Annotated in this window: 15 protein-coding genes; 8 read left to right on the forward strand and 7 right to left on the reverse strand. The window is 69.6% G+C overall.

Annotation, left to right across the window (positions count from 1 at the left end):
- Positions 1 to 182 precede the first annotated feature (182 nt).
- The 5 genes from JHN63_RS12640 to JHN63_RS12660 all read left to right on the forward strand — a co-directional run bounded on the left by JHN63_RS12640 (position 183) and on the right by JHN63_RS12660 (position 7,717).
- Positions 183 to 3,740 carry a choice-of-anchor D domain-containing protein gene (locus tag JHN63_RS12640; protein WP_200679720.1) on the forward strand — a complete coding sequence of 1,186 codons (3,558 nt, stop codon included), beginning with the start codon at positions 183 to 185 and terminating at the stop codon, positions 3,738 to 3,740.
- A gap of 65 nt (positions 3,741 to 3,805) precedes the next feature.
- The gene (locus tag JHN63_RS12645; RefSeq protein ID WP_200679721.1) at positions 3,806 to 5,779 is read left to right on the forward strand and encodes a discoidin domain-containing protein; all 1,974 of its coding nucleotides are present in this window, start codon (positions 3,806 to 3,808) and stop codon (positions 5,777 to 5,779) included.
- A gap of 126 nt (positions 5,780 to 5,905) precedes the next feature.
- Positions 5,906 to 6,553, forward strand: coding sequence for a hypothetical protein (locus tag JHN63_RS12650; RefSeq protein ID WP_200679722.1), 648 nt, complete (start codon positions 5,906 to 5,908; stop codon positions 6,551 to 6,553).
- 61 nt (positions 6,554 to 6,614) lie between these two features.
- Complete coding sequence (locus JHN63_RS12655) at positions 6,615 to 7,031, forward strand: DUF6153 family protein (RefSeq protein WP_200679723.1); 417 nt, start codon at positions 6,615 to 6,617, stop codon at positions 7,029 to 7,031.
- A gap of 68 nt (positions 7,032 to 7,099) precedes the next feature.
- Positions 7,100 to 7,717, forward strand: coding sequence for a DUF305 domain-containing protein (locus JHN63_RS12660; RefSeq protein ID WP_200679724.1), 618 nt, complete (start codon positions 7,100 to 7,102; stop codon positions 7,715 to 7,717).
- A 50-nt stretch (positions 7,718 to 7,767) separates the two neighbouring features.
- Here the strand turns inward: JHN63_RS12660 and JHN63_RS12665 are convergent, their stop codons facing one another.
- Entirely contained in the window at positions 7,768 to 8,895 is a 1,128-nt protein-coding gene (locus JHN63_RS12665; RefSeq protein ID WP_234476505.1) for a DUF5954 family protein, read from the reverse strand.
- A gap of 165 nt (positions 8,896 to 9,060) precedes the next feature.
- Between JHN63_RS12665 and JHN63_RS12670 the strand changes: the two genes are divergently transcribed.
- Entirely contained in the window at positions 9,061 to 9,723 is a 663-nt protein-coding gene (locus JHN63_RS12670; protein WP_200679726.1) for an NUDIX domain-containing protein, read from the forward strand.
- 87 nt (positions 9,724 to 9,810) lie between these two features.
- Positions 9,811 to 10,809, forward strand: a complete 999-nt coding sequence (locus JHN63_RS12675) for an aldo/keto reductase (protein WP_200679727.1) — start codon at positions 9,811 to 9,813, stop codon at positions 10,807 to 10,809.
- Here the strand turns inward: JHN63_RS12675 and JHN63_RS12680 are convergent.
- Genes JHN63_RS12680 through iolC form a run of 6 tightly spaced genes read right to left on the reverse strand, consistent with a single transcriptional unit; the run spans position 10,799 to position 17,814 of the window.
- Positions 10,799 to 11,584 (reverse strand): GntR family transcriptional regulator, encoded by a 786-nt coding sequence (locus JHN63_RS12680; protein ID WP_307781880.1) that lies wholly within the window; start codon positions 11,582 to 11,584, stop codon positions 10,799 to 10,801. The two genes, JHN63_RS12675 and JHN63_RS12680, sit on opposite strands and share 11 nt — an antisense overlap.
- Positions 11,585 to 11,616: 32 nt before the next feature.
- Positions 11,617 to 13,110: a CoA-acylating methylmalonate-semialdehyde dehydrogenase gene (locus JHN63_RS12685; protein ID WP_200679728.1), complete on the reverse strand. Its 1,494-nt coding sequence runs from the start codon at positions 13,108 to 13,110 to the stop codon at positions 11,617 to 11,619.
- A 29-nt stretch (positions 13,111 to 13,139) separates the two neighbouring features.
- Entirely contained in the window at positions 13,140 to 15,017 is a 1,878-nt protein-coding gene (gene iolD / locus JHN63_RS12690; RefSeq protein WP_200679729.1) for a 3D-(3,5/4)-trihydroxycyclohexane-1,2-dione acylhydrolase (decyclizing), read from the reverse strand.
- Positions 15,014 to 15,913, reverse strand: a complete 900-nt coding sequence (gene iolB / locus JHN63_RS12695) for a 5-deoxy-glucuronate isomerase (RefSeq protein WP_200679730.1) — start codon at positions 15,911 to 15,913, stop codon at positions 15,014 to 15,016. The genes iolD and iolB overlap by 4 nt, the downstream gene beginning before the upstream one ends.
- A gap of 14 nt (positions 15,914 to 15,927) precedes the next feature.
- Positions 15,928 to 16,806: a deoxyribose-phosphate aldolase gene (locus JHN63_RS12700; protein ID WP_200679731.1), complete on the reverse strand. Its 879-nt coding sequence runs from the start codon at positions 16,804 to 16,806 to the stop codon at positions 15,928 to 15,930.
- Positions 16,807 to 16,845: 39 nt separating this feature from the next.
- Entirely contained in the window at positions 16,846 to 17,814 is a 969-nt protein-coding gene (gene iolC / locus JHN63_RS12705; protein ID WP_200679732.1) for a 5-dehydro-2-deoxygluconokinase, read from the reverse strand.
- Positions 17,815 to 18,103: 289 nt separating this feature from the next.
- On the opposite strand from iolC, the gene JHN63_RS12710 reads away from it, so the two are divergent.
- Entirely contained in the window at positions 18,104 to 19,123 is a 1,020-nt protein-coding gene (locus JHN63_RS12710) for a sugar ABC transporter substrate-binding protein (RefSeq protein ID WP_200679733.1), read from the forward strand.
- Positions 19,124 to 19,200 lie beyond the last annotated feature (77 nt).

The following is a 19,200-nucleotide window of genomic DNA, read 5'->3' on the forward strand; positions in this document are numbered from 1 at the left end:
CGCGAGCGATTGAGATCTTGCGGGCCTCATTTTTGTTTGTTGCAAAGCTCTGTCTACTTATTGCGTGATCATGCCAAGGATATTACGGTCCCTCTTGCATCGTCGCCACCCCCTGTCTCCCCCTCCCTTCCCGGCGGTGCCAACGGAATAGTTCCGGCATTTCGTTACTGAAGGAGTGGCACGTGTTCCATTCCATCCGAGATCTGAGACGAGCCCTCGTCTGCGCGGTCAGCACCGCGATGGTGGCCGCCGCAGGCGTCTTCGCACTGGCTGCCCCGCCCGCCCTGGCGGCGTCCACCGCCACCGGCGGCAGCGGCGCGAGCCTGCCCTACGTCGAGGTGCAGGCGGAGAACTCCGACACCAACGGCACGAACATCGGCCCGAGTTACACCGCGGGCCAGCTGGCCGACGAGGCGTCGTACCGCAAGGCGACGACCCTCCAGGGCACCGGCAAGTACGTCACGTTCACCACGCCGGTGGCGACCAACTCGATCAACTTCCGCTACAGCATCCCCGACACCTCGGGCGGCTCGGTCTACACGGCCGCGCTGTCGCTGTACGTCAACGGCGTCAAGCAGCCCGACTTCACCCTGACCAACGCCTACAGCTGGTACTACGGCAGCTACCCCTTCACCAACACACCGGGCAGCAACCCGCACCACTTCTACGACGAGGCCCACCGCCTGTTCTCCACCACCTATCCGGCGGGTACGACCTTCAAGCTCCAGGTCGACGCGGGGGACACCGCCTCCTCGTACACGATCGACTTCGCCGACTTCGAGCAGGTCGGCGCCGCACTGACCGCCCCCTCGGGGTCGGTCTCGGTGACCAGCAAGGGCGCCGACGCGACCGGCGCGGCCGACGCGACCAGCGCCTTCAACGCCGCGATCAGCTCGGCCGGCCCCGGCGGAACCGTGTGGATCCCGCCGGGCACCTTCAACATCCCCGGCCACATCAGCGTCAACAACGTCACGATCGCCGGCGCCGGCATGTGGTACTCGACCGTCACCGGCACGGCCCCCGGCTTCTACGGCAACTCCGCGCCCAACGCGAGCACCGGCGTCCGCCTCCAGAACTTCGCCATCTTCGGCAATGTGCAGGAACGCGACGACAGCGCCCAGGTCAACGGCATCGGCGGCGCGATGAGCAGCTCCACCGTCTCCAACCTGTGGATCGACCACATGAAGGTCGGCGCCTGGATGGACGGGCCGATGGACGGACTGACGTTCACCGGCATGCGCATCCGCGACACCACCGCCGACGGCATCAACTTCCACGGCGGGGTCACCAACTCGAAGGTGACCAACAGCGAGATCCGCAACACCGGCGACGACGGCATCGCCACCTGGGCCGACTCCGCCCTCGGCGCCGACGCCAACGACACGATCTCCAACAACACCGTGTCACTACAGATCCTCGCCAACGCCATCGCGATCTACGGCGGCCACGACAACACCGTCAGCGGCAACCGCGTGGTGGACACCGGCATCGCGCAGGGCGGCGGCATCCACGTCGGCCAGCGCTTCACGTCGACACCGGTCGGCACCACCACCATCTCCGACAACACCATGGTCCGGGCCGGCAGCCTCGACCCCAACTGGCAGTTCGGCGTGGGCGCGTTGTGGTTCGACGGGAGCCAGGGCGCGATCACCGGCCCCATCAACGTCACCAACGCCCTTATCCAGCAGAGCCCCTACGAAGCCGTCCAGTGGGTCGAGGGCACCATCAGCGGGGTCAACCTCAACAACGTGACCATCGCCGGCACCGGAACCTTCGCCCTCCAGGAACAGACCGGCGGTGCCGCCAAGTTCACCAACGTCACGGCCACCGGCGTCGGTTACTCGAACCCGGTGTACAACTGCTCGGGCGGCAACTTCGTCATCACGGACGGCGGCGGCAACTCCGGTATCAGCGGCACGCCTTACTGCGGCGGCTGGCCCGCCCCGGTGTATCCGCCCTATCCGTCCGAGGGCGTGACGGCCACCCCCGGCGCGCTCAACTTCGGTTCCGTGGCGACCGGTTCGACGAGCGCCGCGCAGACCGTGACGGTCTCCAACCCGACCAACACGGCCGCGTCCGTCTCGTCGATCTCCACCAGCGGCGACTACTCCCAGACCAATACCTGCGGTTCGTCGATCGCGGCGAACGGCTCCTGCACGGTCAGTGTGAAGTTCGCGCCGACCGCCACCGGCAGCCGTAGCGGATCTCTGGCCGTGAACGCGGGCGGGGTCACCAACACGGTGACCTTGTCCGGTACCGGGACCGCGCCGGGGCCCGTGCTGAACACCGATCCGGCGAGTCTGGCCTTCGACGGCACGGTGGTCGGCTCCTCGGCCACCGCGCAGACGGTGAGGGTGACGAACTCGGGCACCGCGTCGGCGACCGTCTCCGCGGTCGCGGCGACCGGTGACTTCAGTCAGACCAACAACTGCTCCACCCTCGCGGTCGGCGCGTCCTGCACGGTGACCGTCGGGTTCAAGCCCACCACGGGCGGAGCGCGCGCGGGCAACCTGACCGTGACCAGCAACGCCAACAACAGCCCAACTGTCGTCGCCCTGACGGGCAGTGGCATCGACAGCACCACCAACATCGCCGCCGGACGCCCGGCGTCGGCGAGTTCGAGCGACAGTCCGTACGTCGCCTCGAACCTCACCGACACGGACGCCTCCACGTACTGGGAGGGCACGCTCGGTTCGTTCCCGCAGTGGGCGCAGGTCGACCTCGGGCAGAACTACGGCGTCGGCAAGGTCGTGCTCAAGCTCCCGCCGGCGACGGCGTGGTCGACGCGTACACAGACCTTGTCGGTGCAGGGGTCCATGGACGGCTCCAGCTTCTCCACGGTCAAGGCCTCGGCCGGATACACCTTCGACCCGAGCACCGGCAACACGGTGACCATCACGTTCGGCGCCGCCACGGCGAGATACGTGCGGGTGAACATCACCGCCAACTCGGGCTGGAACGCGGCCCAGTTGTCGGACTTCGAGGTGTTCCCCGGCGGCGGCGGCTCCTCGCCGGCGACGCTGTCGGCCAGCCCGACCTCGTTGACGTATCCCACCCAGGCGCTCAACACCGCGAGCAGCGCACAGTCGGTCACGGTGACCAACACCGGGACCGCCGCCGCGACCGTCTCCGGCGTCACCACCACCGGCGACTTCGCGCAGACCAACACCTGCGGGACGTCGATCGCGGCGGGCGCCTCCTGCACGGTGGCCGTCACGTTCACGCCCACCGCGTCCGGCACCCGCACCGGTGATCTCAGCATCGCCAGCAACGCGTCGAACGGCACGACCACGGTCGGGCTGACCGGCACCGGGGCCGGCACGGTGAGCAGAAACCTGGCGGCGGGCGCGGCCACCACCGAGTCCAGCCACACCGACGTCTACCCGTCGTCCAATGTGACGGACGGCAACCAGGGCACCTACTGGGAGAGCGCCAACAGCGCCTTCCCGCAGTGGGTCCAGGTCGACCTCGGGTCCGCGCAGAGCGCGAGCCGCGTCGTCCTCCAGCTCCCCGCGACCTGGGGTGCCCGGGGCCAGACGCTGTCCCTGTCGGGCAGCACCGACGGCTCCACCTTCAGCACCCTCAAGTCGTCGGCGACGTACACCTTCGACCCCACCACCAACAACACGGTCACCATCGCCTTCACCGCGAGCACCCAGCGCTACCTCCGGGTGAACATCACGGCGAACAACGGCTGGCCTGCCGGTCAGCTCTCGGAGTTCCAGGTCTGGAACACCTGACCTGTCCTGACGGTGCCGCCGGGCATGGACGTGCCCGGCGGCACCGACCGCCGAAAGGAGTCGAGATGGGTGTCACCCGCAGAGTCTTCTTGAGGGCCGCGATCGCGGCCACCGCGGTGGGAGCCGCGGGAGCGACCGAGACCGTGCTCGCCCCGACCGCGTCGGCGGCCAGTTCGCCGGGCGACGTCGTCGGCAAGGTCACCGTCGGCTACCAGGGGTGGTTCGCGTGCGTCGGCGACGGCGCGCCCATCAACGGCTGGTGGCACTGGAGCCAGGACTGGGGCCAGTCGCCGTCCCGGAACAACACCAACATCAAGTGCTGGCCCGATGTGCGCGAGTACACGAACACCTACCAGACGGCGTACGCCGCCCTCGGCAACGGCCAGGCCGCCAAGCTGTTCTCCTCCTACGACCGGCAGACGGTCAACACCCACTTCCTGTGGTTGCAGCAGAACGGCATCGACACGGCAGCCCTGCAACGCTTCAACCCCACCGGCGGCGAGGGCCCCACGCGGGACGCCATGGCGACCAAGGTGCGCACTGCCGCGGAGTCGTACGGCCGGAAGTTCTACATCATGTACGACGTCTCCAACTGGACGAACATGCAGTCCGAGATCAAGACGGACTGGACGGCCAAGATGTCGGCGCACACGGCGAGTTCGGCGTACGCGAGGCAGAACGGCAAGCCGGTGGTGTGCATTTGGGGCTTCGGCTTCAACGACCCGAACCACCCCTTCACCCCGGACGCCTGTCTCGATGTCGTCAACTGGTTCAAGGGACAGGGGTGTTACGTCATCGGAGGCGTCCCGCGTGAATGGCGGACCGGGACCGGGGGCTTGCAGCCCGGTTTCCTCGGCGTCTATCACGCCTTCCACATGATCTCGCCGTGGATGGTCGGCGCCATCGGCAATGTCACCGAGGCGGACAACGCGTACTCCACGTACACCGTCCCCGACCGGGCCGACTGCACCGCCAACGGCATCGACTACCAGCCGTGTGTCCTGCCCGGCGACGTCTCAGGACGGCAGCGCGCGCACGGGGACTTCATGTGGCGGCAGTTCTACAACGTGGTGCGGGCCGGTGTGCAGGGCATCTACATCTCGATGTTCGACGAGTTCAACGAGGGCAACCAGATCGCCAAGACCGCCGAGACGCAGGCCTGGGTGCCCACCGACTCCGGGTTCCTCGCCCTCGACGAGGACGGCACCGCGTGCTCCTCCGACTACTACCTGCGGCTCACCGGCGACGGCGGACGCATGCTGAAGGGGCAGCTCGCGCTGACCTCAACTCGCCCTACGCAGCCGGTGGTTCCCAACGGGGGTGACACCACACCGCCCGCCGCGCCGGGTGGCCTGACCGTCACCGGGCACACCGCCAACTCCGTCTCGCTGTCCTGGAACACCTCGACCGACAACGTCGGCGTGACCGGCTACCGCGTCCTCCAGGTGTCCGGCTCGACCAGCACGCAGGTGGGCACCACCGGCTCAACGTCCTTCACCGTCACGGGACTTGGCGCGTCCACCGCCTACACCTTCGACGTCGTCGCGCTCGACGCGGCGGGCAACATGTCGCAGCCCTCCAACCAGGTCACCGTCACCACCGACCCTCCGTCCAGCACCACCAACCTCGCCCTCCACCAACCGACTTCGGAGAGCAGCCACACCCAGGTCTACGCCTCCGGCAACGCGACCGACGGCGACGCGAACACCTACTGGGAGTCCGCCAACAACGCCTTCCCGCAGTGGGTCCAGGTCGATCTGGGGTCCGCCACCGGCGTCAAGCGGATCGTCCTGCGGCTGCCCCCGGCCACCGCCTGGTCCACCCGTACCCAGACCATCTCCGTCCAGGGCGGTACTGACGCCGGCACCGCCACCCAGTTCCTCGCCGCGGCGGGCTACACCTTCGACCCGGCCACCGGCAACACCGCGACCCTCACGCTCCCCGCCACCGTCACCACCCGCTACGTACGGCTCAGTTTCACCGCCAACACGGGGTGGCCGGCCGGGCAGGTCTCGGAGTTCCAGGTCTTCGGCGCCTGAACCCTCCGCCGGGGGTGTCGTCAGAACCACCCCCGATCCGGTGTTCAGGCCCAGGGACCGCGAGCGTCGCCGACGGCAGGATTCATGGCGTACCCAATCCACCGCACGGAACCTCCGGGGGACTCCATGAACGAAATGTCGGCCAGGCGTCTGGTGGGCGGCGCGGGCATCGCCGCCGCAGTCGCACTCATCGTCCAAGTGCCCCTGTACTTCGTCTACTCGGGGCCACCGCCGGACGCCAACGTCCTGGCCAGGCTGCTGATCGGGATCGTCGCGCTGGCGTTCCTGCTGGTGTTCGTGACCGCGTTCCGCGACCTGGTGAAGCGGGTGAACCCCGCGTACGAGTGGGCCGGTTCGCTGGCCTTCACGGCGGGGCTCGTCTACGCGACGATCACGCTGGTCTCCATGGGCCTGGAGGCCGGCGCGGTCATCGCCGCCGACCGTCCGATCGACCCGACGATCGACGTCAGCGGCACCTACATCCTCTACGGGTCGATCTCCCGGCTGATGCTGGCGTTCTTCCTGACCGCGCTGGGCTTCGCCGTCTCCCGCACCCGACTGCTGCCGCGCTGGACCGCCAGGTCGGCCTATGTCCTGGCGGGGATCAACCTGGCGTTCGTGCCGTCCCTGTTCTTCGGGAACACTCCCGCGCACTTCTACGCCGCGAACGGCTGGGGCACCACCGCCCTGATGGGCGCGATCCTCAGCTACTGGCTGCTGGCCCTGGGTGTCTCCACCTACCGCAGCGCGAAAGCACCGGCCGTGAGCCACTGACAGATCCACCGAAAGCGGCGTCCGGTGCGAACCGGATACCCAGGGTGGGTATGGTGGCCCCATGGCCCGCATCGAACAGCCCGGAGGACCGCACCCTCGCGTGCGGTCCTCCGTGCTGCTCGTTGCCGCCCTGCTGTTCGGTCTGCTCGGGATGCACGGGCTCGGGCCCGTTCTCATGTCCGACCACGCGCCAGGACACACCACCGTGACGGCCGCGGCCGCGTTGACGGGCGAGCGGGTGTCGACACCGGACGCCTGCGACCACGACCAGGGCGACTGCGGCAGCCACATGACGCACGCCGACGCGACCTGCGCTTCCGCGTCCGTCGCCCACGCCCCGGCCGTGGTGCCGGTGCTGCAACCCGATGTGGCGGCCTGCGCCGATGCGCCGGACGGGCGTACGTCCGAGGCGGGCAGCGGTCCCGACGGGGGCCGGGCGCCACCCTCCCTCTCCGAACTCCAACTCCTGCGGATCTAGAGCGGCCCGCGCGCCGACACGCGCGCATCGGCATGCCCTGAACGGATCCACACACCAGGAGTTCCACCTTGAGCGCACAGCGCAGGTTCGTCCGTCGTACCGTTCTCGCCGTCACCGCCACGGTGGCCGCCCTCACGCTCGCCGCGTGCGGCGGCGACGGCGACAAGGCGAGCAGCGGGAGCGAGACCGGTACCGCCTCCACCTCCGCCACCGGCGGGCACAACGCCGCGGACATCTCCTTCTCGAAGGACATGATCCAGCACCACCGCCAGGCCGTGGAGATGGCCGGACTGGCCGCCGGCCACGCCTCCTCGACGCAGGTCAAGAGCCTCGCCACGAAGATCGAGGGGGCACAGGGCCCGGAGATCAAGACCATGTCCGGCTGGCTCACCTCGTGGGGCGAGCAGGTCCCCGAGGACATGTCCGGAATGGACCACGCCATGTCGTCCTCGACGCCCGGCATGATGAGCGACGCCGACATGACCAAGCTGGAGAAGGCCTCCGGTACCGCCTTCGACGCCATGTTCCTGACCATGATGGTCGACCACCACGAGGGTGCCGTCGAGATGGCGAAGACCGAGAAGGCGAACGGGAAGTACCAGCCCGCCACGAAGCTCGCCGCCGACGTCATCACGGCACAGAGCGCCGAGATCGCCCAGATGAACAAGATGCTCGGCAAGAGCTGACCCCGTCGGTGAACGGGGCCCGACCGCGCACCCCGCGGTCGGGCCCCCGCTCAGGAGCCCTCCGCCGCCTCGCGCTTTCGGCGTTGTTCCTCGAACAGGCGGAGGAACTCCTTCGCCTGTTCCTCCGCGATGCGTTGCTGCTCGATCTCCTCGTCGCTCAGCACCCGGTCCTCGTCGAACACGCCCTCCTCGCGGAGCTGTTGCTCCTGGACGCCGGTGGGCAGTTCGGGGTCGGGGTCGGAGGGGCGCGGGCCCTCGGGACCGTCCGGGCCGACCCGCACCAGGCGTTCGACGCGTACGATCCGGGTCCGGCAGCCGTCGATCACGATCTCGTTGCACCGCTCGGCGTCGATCCGGTCGGCCAGCCGCCCGTACTCCGCCTTCGTCTCCTCGTCGAGCTGCTCCATGACCGGTGCCATCACCCGCAGATAGTTGGTCAGCGAGTCCCGCGACCCCTGCGGGCTCGACTTCGTCATCTGCGTCGGCGCCCAGTGACCGTCCGAGAACTCGGCCGCCGTGAACTCCGCCGGCAGCAGCACACCCCCGGGATGCGTCTTCAGCGCGCGCCGCGAGTCCTTCCGCATGGCGGCGGGAGACGTGCCCGGCGCGTGGACCAGCGACAGCAGCTCCATCCGCAGGATGCCCTCGGACATCCCCGTCGGGGTGTACGGATCGATCACGAACCCCTTCGTAGGACCCTGGAATTCGTAGCCGTGCCCCACCTTCGCCGGGTCGGGGTCGGACGGCCGGGGCGGCTCAGGTCCTGTCGGCCCCATCCGGATGAACTGATCCGCCCGGATCACCCGGAACCGGCGGCCGAGCACCGTGAGTTCGTCCACGGCCTCCCAGTCCAGCCGCTCCGCACCCCGCAGCCACTCCCGCTGGGTCGCCGTGTCGCCGGCGTCCTCGGCGGCCCGGGCCAGTCCGCGGAAGGTCATGGCCATCGAGTCGCGGGCGCCCTGCGGGTAGGGGGTGGCGAAGAAGGAGACGATCCGCCAGCCGCCGGTCTCCAGCTCCTCGGCCACACCGAACACCGCGCCACCCCCGCCGAGGACGTTCGGATAGGCCTTGCGGGCCTGCCACGCCTCCACGTCCGCGAGCGCCGCCGCCGGGGCCTCCTGCAGCGCCTCCATCCTGATCATCCGGTACCCGGGAACCTGATCACCGTGCTCAGACATGCCTCCAGCATGCCCGGACGCGGGGACAGCACGCGACGAATCAACGCAACCGGCACACCAGTTGGGCTCGCGAGGCACAGGATCCGGCCAAGCGCCGCGCGCCCCGGGGTGATAGACGTCGGACATGAACAACATGATCGTCCCCTCCCGCCCGGCCGGTGCCCGATGACCGCCGGCGCCGACACCCCCGACCGCCGGGGCCGCACCGGCCTGCACCGCACCGGCCTCGACCTGACCGGCAACCCCCGCGTCAAGGTCCGCGACGTGACCCTGCTGTCCAGCCACTGGTACGTCGAGCGCACCACGACCTTCGACTTCCGGCACGCCGACGGCACCTGGACCACCCAGGAACGCGAGACCCACGACCGCGGCAACGGCGCCACCCTGCTCCTCTACGACGCCGAGCGCGAAACGGTCCTGCTCACCCGCCAGTTCCGCTTCCCCGTGTATGTCAACGGCCACCCCGACGGCATGCTCGTCGAGACCCCGGGCGGACTCCTCGACGACGAGGACGAACACCCCGAGGAGGCCGTACGACGCGAGGTGGTGGAGGAGACCGGCCACACCGTCGGGGAGGTGGAGCACGTCTTCGACGTCTATATGAGCCCCGGCTCGGTCACCGAACGCATCGGTTTCTACGCCGCCTCCTACGGCCACTCGACCCGCACCCACGAGGGCGGAGGACTCCAGGACGAGGGCGAGGACATCGAGATCCTCGAACTGCCCTTCCGCAGAGCCCTGGAGATGATCCGCAGCGGCGAGATCGCCGACGCCAAGACCATCATGCTGCTCCAATGGGCGGCGCTGGACGGCCCGTTCGCCAAGTAGCCGCCGAGGGCCTTGACTTGAAGTGCGCTTCAACAGAAAGACTCCCGTTCGCGCCCGGAGGACCGGGTGCGAACGGGAGGGATCACCATGAAGTACCGCACCATCGGCACCGATCCGGCCCACCGCCGTGAGGTGAGCGTGCTCGCGCTCGGCGCGATGCTGTTCGGCTCCCGCACCGACGAGGCGACCTCCTTCGCCGTGCTCGACCGCTACGTCGAGGCCGGCGGGAACTTCATCGACACGTCCGACAACTACGCGTTCTGGGAGGACGGAAGCCAGGGCGGCCAGAGCGAGAAGCTGCTCGGACGGTGGCGGCGCAGCCGCGGCATCGGCGACGAGATCGTCATCGCCACCAAGCTCGGCGCCCGCCCGCTGGCACCCGGCACGGGATTCGTCGACAACCCGGAGGGCCTCTCGGCGAAGGTCATCCGTGAGTCCGCCGAACGCAGCCGCGAACGCCTCGGCGTCGACAAACTCGACCTGCTCTACGCCCACATCGAGGACCCTGGCGTTCCGATACAGGAAACCGTCGAAGGATTCGCCGAGTTGGTAGCCGAGGGCACCGTCGGTCTCCTCGGCGTCAGCAACCACGCCGCCTGGCGCGTGGAACGGGCCCGCGCGCTCGCCGCCGCGGCCGGACTGCCCGGCTACGAGGTGCTCCAGTACCAGCACAGTTATCTGCGCCCCCGGACCGACGTAGCGTCCGGGCTCTTCCCCGACGGCAGCCTCGGCAGCGCGGGACCGGACCTGCTGGGCTATCTGCGCGCCGAGCCCGCCCTCACCCTGGTCGCCTACTCACCCTTGCTGGCCGGCGCCTACACACGCCAGGACAAACCCCTGAGTGCCGAGTACGACCACCCCGGCACCTCGACCCGGCTCGCCGTACTGCGCGAGGTGGCGCGGGACACCGGCGCGAGCGTCAACCAGGTCGTCCTGGCTTGGCAGTTGGGCGGTCCGCTGCCGATCGTCCCGCTCGCCGGGGCCTCGTCGGTGGCCCAGTTGGAGGAGAACCTCGCGGCCGTGGACCTGGAACTGACGGCGGAGCAGCGCGCACGCCTGGACTCCGCCGTCCCGGTCAGGGCCTGACCAGCAACTGGAAGTCGAACGCGTAGCGCGACGCCCGGTAGATGTGCGTCCCGTACTCGACCGCCCGCCCGGTGTCGTCGTACGCCGTGCGCTGCATGGTGAGCAGCGCCGCGCTCTCCTTCTCGTCGAGGCGGGCCGCCTCCTCGGGGGTCGCCGAGCGCGCGCCTATCGTCTGGCGGGCACTGTGCAGGGTGATGCCGGCGGTGCGCAGCATCCGGTACAGGCCCGTCGACTCCAGCCGGTCGGTGTCGAGTTGGAGCAGGTTCGACGGGAGGTAGTTGCACAGGAACGCCACCGGCTGGCCGTGCGTGGAACGCAGCCGCTCCAGGAGGGTGACCTCGCTGCCCTCCGGGACGCCGAGGGCGGCCGCGACATCCGCGGTCGCGGGCACGCCCTCGTTGCGCAGCACCGTCGTGGTCGGGCCCTGTCCGGCCGACTCCAGGTCGTCGTAGAGGCTGCTGAGTTCCAGCGGTCTCTTCACCTGGCTGTGCACGACCTGCGTGCCGACCCCCCGCCGCCGGACCAACAGCCCCTTGTCCACAAGGGATTGGATGGCCTGGCGGACGGTGGGGCGGGACAGGCCCAGGCGTACGGACAGGTCGATCTCGTTGCCCAGGAGGTTGCCCGGTGCCAGGGCCCCGTGCTCGATCGCCGCCTCCAGCTGCTGCGCGAGCTGGTAGTACAGCGGCACCGGACTGTTGCGGTCCAGGGCGAAATGCAGGGCATCGAGCGGGGACCCGGCCACGGCGCGCGAGTAGTCACCGGTCTTCGCCACAGGGGCACCTCCTCACGGATCGTGACGGGTTGTCAGGAGTTGCTGGGGAAACCGAGGTTGATGCCACCGTCGGCCGGGTCCGGCCAGCGGGTGGTGATCACCTTGCCCTGCGTGTAGAAGGCGACGCCGTCGTTGCCGTAGACGTGGAGGTCCCCGAAGAGGGAGTCCTTCCAGCCGCCGAAGGAGTGGTAGCCGACGGGCACCGGGATCGGCACGTTCACGCCGACCATGCCCGCCTTGACCTCCATCTGGAAGCGGCGCGCGGCGCCGCCGTCCCGGGTGAAGATCGCGGTGCCGTTGCCCCAACGGGAGCTGTTGATCAGGGTGATGGCCTCGTCGTAGGACTCGGCGCGCACGACGACGAGCACCGGGCCGAAGATCTCGTCCTTGTACGCGTCCGCCGTCAGCGGCACCTTGTCGAGGAGGGAGACGCCGAGGAAGAAGCCGTCCTCGTGGCCCTCGACCGAGAGGCCGGTGCCGTCGACGACGACCTCCGCGCCCTGGGCCGCGGCCGAGGCGACGTACGACGCCACCTTGTCGCGGTGCTCGCGGGTGATGAGCGGGCCCATCTCGCTCGCCGGGTCGTTGCCGGGGCCGATGCGCAGCTTGCCGGCGCGCTCGGCGATCTTGCCGACCAGCTCGTCGCCGGTGTCGCCGACCGCGACCACGACGGAGACGGCCATGCAGCGCTCGCCGGCCGAGCCGTAGGCCGCGTTGATCGCCTGGTCGGCCGCGAAGTCCAGGTCCGCGTCCGGGAGAACCAGCATGTGGTTCTTGGCGCCGCCGAGGGCCTGCACGCGCTTGCCGTGCTCAACCGCCTTGAGCTGGATGTACTTCGCGATCGGCGTCGAGCCGACGAAGGAGACGGCCTCGACGTCCGGGTGCTCCAGGATGCGGTCGACGGCCACCTTGTCGCCCTGCACGACGTTCAGCACACCCTGGGGGAGGCCCGCCTCGGAGGCGAGTTCGGCCAGGCGGTATGACGCCGACGGGTCCTTCTCGCTGGGCTTGAGGACGAAGGTGTTGCCGGTCGCGATGGCCAGCGGGAACATCCACATCGGCACCATGGCCGGGAAGTTGAAGGGCGTGATGCCCGCGACCACCCCCAGCGGCTGGCGAATCGACGCCACGTCGACGCGGGTCGAGACCTGGGTGGACAGCTCGCCCTTCAGCTGCACGCTGATCCCGCAGGCGAGTTCGACGATCTCCATGCCGCGCGCGACCTCACCGAGCGCGTCCGAGTGGACCTTGCCGTGCTCGGCGGTGATCAGCTCGGCGATCTCGTCGCGGTGCGCGTCCAGCAGCTCGCGGTACTTGAACAGGATCGCGGTGCGCTTGGCGAGCGAGGAGGTGCCCCAGCTCTCGAACGCGGCCTTCGCGGAGGCGACGGCGGCGTCCACCTCGTCGACGGTCGCGAAGCCGACCTGCTTCTCCTGCGCGCCGGTCGCCGGGTTGTACACGGGGCCGAAGCGGCCGGACGTGCTCTCGACGGGCTTGCCGTCGATCCAGTGGGTGATCGTCTTCATGGTGCGAGTGCCTTTCGGGGGAGGGGAGTTCAGAGGTGGCGGCGACGGTCGGCGACCTGGCGGTCGTACTCCTCGCGGGCCTCTACGGCCGATGCGCGCGAGGCGGTCTCGGCGACCGGTACGTCCCACCAGGCCTCGGCCGGGGGAGCGGTCGGGGTGGCGATGTCGGTCTCGACGTAGACACAGGTCGGCCGGTCGGAGGCGCGGGCGGTGGCCAGTGCCTCGCGCAGTTCGCGCACGGTCTTGGGACGCAGGACGTCCATGCCGAGGCTGGCCGCGTTGGCGGCGAGGTCGACCGGGAGCGGGGCGCCGGAGAAGGTGCCGTCGGCCGCGCGGTAGCGGTAGGCGGTGCCGAAGCGCTCGCCGCCGACGGACTCGGAGAGACCGCCGATGGAGGCGTAGCCGTGGTTCTGGATCAGGACCAGGTTGACGGGGAGGCCCTCCTGGACCGCCGTGACGATCTCCGTCGGCATCATCAGGTAGGTGCCGTCGCCGACCAGCGACCAGACGGGGGTGTCGGGGGCGGCCTGCTGGACGCCGATGCCGGCCGGGATCTCGTAGCCCATGCAGGAGTAGCCGTATTCGAGGTGGTACTGGCGGGGGCTGCGGGCTCGCCAGAGCTTGTGCAGGTCGCCGGGGAGGGAACCGGCCGCGTTGATCACCACGTCGTCGTCGCCGACGATCGCGTCGAGGGCGCCGAGGAGTTGGGTCTGGGTCGGTACGGCGTTCTCGTCGGGGGCGGTGAACGCGGTGTCAACGACCTGCTCCCACCGCTCCTTGCCCGCGCGGTACTCGGCCTCGTAAACCGAGTTCACACGGTGATCGGCGAGTGCCTCGGTCAACGCGGTGAGCCCCGCCCGCGCGTCGCACACCAGGGTGCGTGCCGCCAGCTTGTGGGCGTCGAACGCGGCGATGTTGAGGTTGACGAACCGGACGGCAGGGTTCTGGAAGAGCGTGTTCGACGCCGTCGTGAAGTCCGTGTAGCGGGTGCCGACGCCGATCACCAGGTCCGCCGTGCGCGCGATGTCGTCGCTGACCGCCGTGCCGGTGTGGCCGATGCCGCCGAGGTCGGCCGGGTGGTCGTACCGGAGCGATCCCTTGCCCGCCTGGGTGGAGGCGACCGGGATGCCGGTGGCGTCCACCAGGGCCTTCAGCGCGTCCTCGGCCTGGCTGTGGTGGACGCCGCCGCCCGCGACGATCACCGGGCGCTCGGCGGACCGGATCGCCGCGACGGCCTCCGTCAGCTCGAAGGCGTCCGGCGCGGGACGCCGTACGTGCCACACGCGGTCGGCGAAGAACTCCTCCGGCCAGTCGTGGGCCTCGGCCTGAACGTCCTGCGGGAGAGCCAGAGTCACTGCTCCGGTCTCCACCGGGTCGGCCAACACGCGCATCGCGTTCAGCGCGGCCGGGATCAGTGCCTCGGGGCGGGAGATCCGGTCGAAGTAGCGGGAGACCGGGCGCAGTGTGTCGTTGACCGAGAGGTCCGCCTCGACCGGGTGCTCCAACTGCTGGAGCAGCGGGTCGGCGGCGCGGGTCGCGAAGTAGTCGCCGGGGAGGAGCAGGACCGGCAGACGGTTGATGGTGGCGAGCGCGGCGCCCGTGACCAGGTTGGTGGCGCCGGGGCCGATGGACGTGGTGACGGCCTGCGCGGAGAGGCGGTCGAGCTGGCGGGCGTACCCAACTGCCGCGTGAACCATGGCCTGTTCGTTGCGGCCCTGGTGGAACGGCATCGTGTCCTCGCCGGCCTCCAACAGCGCCTGACCGAGTCCGGCAACGTTGCCATGGCCGAAGATGCCCCAGGTGCCGGCGATCAACCGGTGCCGTACGCCGTCGCGTTCGGTGTACTGGACCGACAGGAACTGCACCAGGGCCTGCGCGACGGTCAGGCGGCGGGTGGGGGTGGTCATGAGGACTTCTCCGGTGCCGTGTAGAGGGGGAGGCGGGGGTCGACGGGCTGCTCGGGCCAAGTGCCGCGCACCCAGGCGTGATCGGGGTGGTCGCAGATCAGCCAGGAGCGGTCCTCGTCCGGGCCCGCCATGACGTTGAGGTAGTACATGTGGTGGCCGGGCACCGCCATCGAGGGCCCGTGCCAGCCGTCCGGGATCAACACGACGTCCCCGCCCCGGACTTCGGCCAGGACGTCGGTGTTACGGCCCTGTCCGGACGGCGAGACGCGCTGGTAGCCCAGTCCCGGGGTGCCCTCGTGGTCGGCGAACTCGAAGTAGTAGACCTCTTCGAGGACGGACTCCTCACCGGGCCGGTGCTCGTCGTGCTTGTGCGGCGGGAAGGAGGACCAGTTGCCGCCCGGCGTGATCACCTCGACCGCGATGAGCTTGTCGCACTCGAAGACCCCGGCCGCGCCGAAGTTGTTGACCTGGCGGCTGCTGTTGCCGGTGCCGCGCAGCTCCACCGGCACCGACGAGGCCGGGCCGTAACGGGCGGGCAGCCGGCGCGTGCAGCGGGCGCCGGTCAGCGCGAAGCGGCCACCGCCGGCCGACGAGATCGTCGTACGGGCATCCCTCGGGACGTACGCGAAGTCGCTCACGGACGTGAACACGCTCTCGCGGCCGTGGAGTTCGAAGGTGTCGTGGCCGAAGTCGTCGGCGGCGGCGACCGTGCAGGCGCCGGCGAGCGGGACGACGATCCACTCGCTGTCGTCGGTGTCGAAGGTGTGCGTGCCGCCCGGGGGCAGCTCCAGGACCCGCAGACTGGAGTAGCCCCAGGCCGCCGACTCGGGGGTGACGTCCACGACGTAGGGGCCGCCGAGGGCCTTGCCCGCGGGAAGGTGGTACGCGCTCGTCATCGTGTGCCTCCGGTTCACAACAGACCCACGGCGGTGTCCACCGCCGCTTCCACGCCGCCGTCGGCGGGGTACAGCAGGGAGCGGCCCACGACCAGGCCCTGGACGGTGGGCAGGCGCAGCGCCTTGCGCCACTTCTCGTACGCGCCCTCCTGGTCGTCGCCGACCTCGCCGCCGAGCAGCACCGCCGGCAGCGTCGAGGTCTCCAGGACCTCGGCCATGTCGTCCGGGTCGTCGGTGACGGGCAGTTTCAGCCAGGTGTAGGCCGACGTCCCGCCCAGGCCCGAGGAGATGGCGATCGAGCGGGTCACGGCCTCCGCGGACAGGTCGTTGCGGACCTTGCCGTCGACCCGGCGGGAGATGAACGGCTCGACGAACAGGGGGAGTTGGCGGGCCGCCATGTCGTCGACGGCGCGGGCCGTGGACTCCAGGGTGGTCAGCGAGCCCGGGTCGTCGTAGTCGATGCGGAGCAGCAGCTTGCCCGCGTCGAAGCGGAGCCGTTCGATGTCCTCGGCGCGATGGCCGGTGAACCGGTCGTCCATCTCGAACGCGGCGCCGGACAGGCCGCCGCGGTTCATCGAGCCCATCACGACCTTGCCCTCCAGGACCCCGAGCAGGAGCAGGTCCTCGAGTATGTCGGCGGTGGCGAGCACCCCGTCGACACCCGGCCGGGACAGTGCCACGCACAGGCGTTCCAGCAGGTCGGCGCGGTTCGCCATGGCCGTACGGCGGTCGCCGACGCCGAGCGCGCCGCGGGCCGGGTGGTCGGCGGCCACGATCATCAGGCGACCGCTGTCACCGAGCAGCGGGCGGCGGACCCGGCGGGCGGCCGCCTCGGCGATCGCCTCCGGGTGCCGGGCTCTGACCGTGACCAGGTCGGGGATGCTGATGCTCAAGAGAAACTCCGTTCGGGGAAGGCTCGGGCGGTCACGGGGTCAGCCGCCCACGCGTGCGCCGGCGAGGAGGTCCTCGACCTCGGACTCGGTGGGCATCGCGGTGGAACAGGCGAGACGGGAGGCGACGAGGGCGCCCGCCGCGTTGGCGTACCGCATGGTGGTCTCCAGGTCCCAGCCGGCCAGCAGTCCGTGGCACAGCGAGCCGCCGAAGGCGTCGCCCGCGCCGAGGCCGTTGAGCACCTCGACCGGGACCGGCGGCACCTCGGCGGTCGTGCCGTCGCGGTGCACGGCCAGGACGCCCTTGGGGCCCTGCTTGACGACGGCCAGCTCCACGCCCGCGTCCAGCAGCGCCTGCGCGCAGGCGCGGGGCTCACGGAGGCCGGTGGCGATCTCGCACTCGTCGAGGTTGCCGACCGCGACCGTCGCGTGCCGCAGCGCCTCCGCGTAGTACGGGCGGGCCTCCTCCGGGTCCTTCCAGAACATCGGGCGCCAGTCCAGGTCGAAGACCGTGGTGCCCGCCTTCTCGCGCGCCTTGAGGGCGGCCAGCGTGGCGGAGCGGCTCGGCTCCTCGCTCAGACCCGTGCCGGTGATCCAGAAGACGCGGGCCTGGCGGATCGCGAAGTAGTCCAGCTCGTCGGTGTGGATCTCCAGGTCGGGCGCCTTGGGCTGCCGGTAGAAGTACAGCGGGAAGTCGTCCGGCGGGAAGATCTCGCAGAAGGTGACCGGGGTCGGGTAGTCCGCGACGGGCGTGACCCAGCGGTCGTCCACCCCGAAGTCCTTGAGGGCCTCGTGCAGATACGTCCCGAAGGGGTCGTCGCCGGTGCGGGTGATCACCGCGGTGCTGCGGCCGAGCCGGGCGGCGGCGACCGCCACGTTGCTGGCCGAACCGCCGAGGAACTTCCCGAAGGTCTCCACCTGCGCCAGCGGTACGCCGGACTGCAGCGGGTAGAGATCGACCCCGATGCGGCCCATGGTGATGAGATCGAAGGGCTGGGCTGACTCGGCCATGCGCGGCACTCCTCTGAGCTACTGGGGGGTGGGCGGGTCCCGAGGGCCTGCCGACTCCCAGGTGTAGGACTCGGAGGGGTCGCCTGTCAATAGTTTGTACTTACATTCGGACCTGCTTGTGAAATGATGTCTTAACAAAGTATTGACAGCGGGCGCGACCGGGGATTGGATTCCGTCCCAGCGCAACAGCCGTGTTTCACGGCTACGACCCGGGGTTGCCCAAGCCCCGAGCCCTGATCTCTGAGATCATTGCTCCCTTTCCCCTGAAGCACAGTGAGGTGCAGGAAAGATGGACCGTTCTTCCCACTCCCGTACGCGCAGAATGGCCCCCTTCGTGGCGGTCGCCGCGGCAGCGGCACTGACCCTCGCCGGCTGCTCCAGCAGCTCGGGCGGCAAGAAGTCCACGGAGGACACCTCCGGCGCCTCCGCGGGCAAGGCCAGCACTCCTCGTATGACGGTCGCCCTGGTCACCCACCAGGCCCCCGGCGACACGTTCTGGGACATCGTCCGCAAGGGCGCGCAGGCCGCCGCCGACAAGGACAACATCAAGCTCATCTACTCGGCCGACCCGAACGCGGGCAACCAGTCGAACCTGGTGCAGAACGCGATCGACCAGAAGGTCGACGGCATCGCCGTCACCCTCGCCAAGCCCGACGCCCTCAAGGACGTCATCGGCAAGGCGAAGACCGCGAACATACCCGTCGTGGGCCTCAACTCCGGTCTCAGCGACTGGAAGAACCTCGGCCTGCTGGAGTTCTTCGGCCAGGACGAGACGGTCGCGGGCGAGGCGCTCGGCAAGCGGCTGAACACCGAAGGCGCGAAGAAGGTCGTCTGTGTCATCCAGGAGCAGGGCAACATCGGCCTGACCCAGCGCTGCGACGGCGTGAAGAAGACGTTCACCGGCACCACCGAAGTCCTGAACGTCAACGGCACGGACATGCCGTCGGTGAAGTCGACGATCACCGCCAAGCTCACGCAGGACAAGGCCATCGACTACGTGGTCACGCTGGGCGCCCCGTTCGCCCTGACCGCCGTGCAGTCGCTGACCGACGCGGGCAGCAAGGCGAAGGTCGCCACCTTCGACCTCAACAAGGACCTGACGAGCGCCATCAGCAAGGGCACGATCCAGTTCGCGGTCGACCAGCAGCCTTACCTTCAGGGCTACTTGGCGGTCGACTCGCTGTGGCTCTACAAGAACAACGGCAACTACAGCGGCGGTGGTGAGCAGCCCGTACTGACCGGCCCGGCCTTCGTCGACAAGACCAACGTCGCAGCCGTCGCCAAGTACGCCGCCAACGGAACCCGGTGATGAGTATGACCCAGCATGCCGAGCCGGCGGTGTCCTCACCGCCGGCCCCCGGCCCGAAGGAAACCGACGGCCGGACC

The sequence above is a fragment of the Streptomyces sp. MBT65 genome (assembly GCF_016612545.1).
Classification (GTDB): domain Bacteria; phylum Actinomycetota; class Actinomycetes; order Streptomycetales; family Streptomycetaceae; genus Streptomyces.

Excerpts from the sequence above, each read along its gene's own strand:
- JHN63_RS12645 (WP_200679721.1), top strand. The coding sequence starts at position 3,806 with ATGGGTGTCACCCGCAGAGTCTTCTTGAGGGCCGCGATCGCGGCCACC.
- JHN63_RS12650 (WP_200679722.1), top strand. The coding sequence starts at position 5,906 with ATGAACGAAATGTCGGCCAGGCGTCTGGTGGGCGGCGCGGGCATCGCC.
- JHN63_RS12655 (WP_200679723.1), top strand. The coding sequence starts at position 6,615 with ATGGCCCGCATCGAACAGCCCGGAGGACCGCACCCTCGCGTGCGGTCC.
- JHN63_RS12665 (WP_234476505.1), bottom strand. The coding sequence starts at position 8,895 with ATGTCTGAGCACGGTGATCAGGTTCCCGGGTACCGGATGATCAGGATG.
- JHN63_RS12670 (WP_200679726.1), top strand. The coding sequence starts at position 9,061 with ATGACCGCCGGCGCCGACACCCCCGACCGCCGGGGCCGCACCGGCCTG.
- JHN63_RS12675 (WP_200679727.1), top strand. The coding sequence starts at position 9,811 with ATGAAGTACCGCACCATCGGCACCGATCCGGCCCACCGCCGTGAGGTG.
- JHN63_RS12685 (WP_200679728.1), bottom strand. The coding sequence starts at position 13,110 with ATGAAGACGATCACCCACTGGATCGACGGCAAGCCCGTCGAGAGCACG.
- iolD (WP_200679729.1), bottom strand. The coding sequence starts at position 15,017 with ATGACCACCCCCACCCGCCGCCTGACCGTCGCGCAGGCCCTGGTGCAG.
- iolB (WP_200679730.1), bottom strand. The coding sequence starts at position 15,913 with ATGACGAGCGCGTACCACCTTCCCGCGGGCAAGGCCCTCGGCGGCCCC.
- iolC (WP_200679732.1), bottom strand. The coding sequence starts at position 17,814 with ATGGCCGAGTCAGCCCAGCCCTTCGATCTCATCACCATGGGCCGCATC.
- JHN63_RS12710 (WP_200679733.1), top strand. The coding sequence starts at position 18,104 with ATGGACCGTTCTTCCCACTCCCGTACGCGCAGAATGGCCCCCTTCGTG.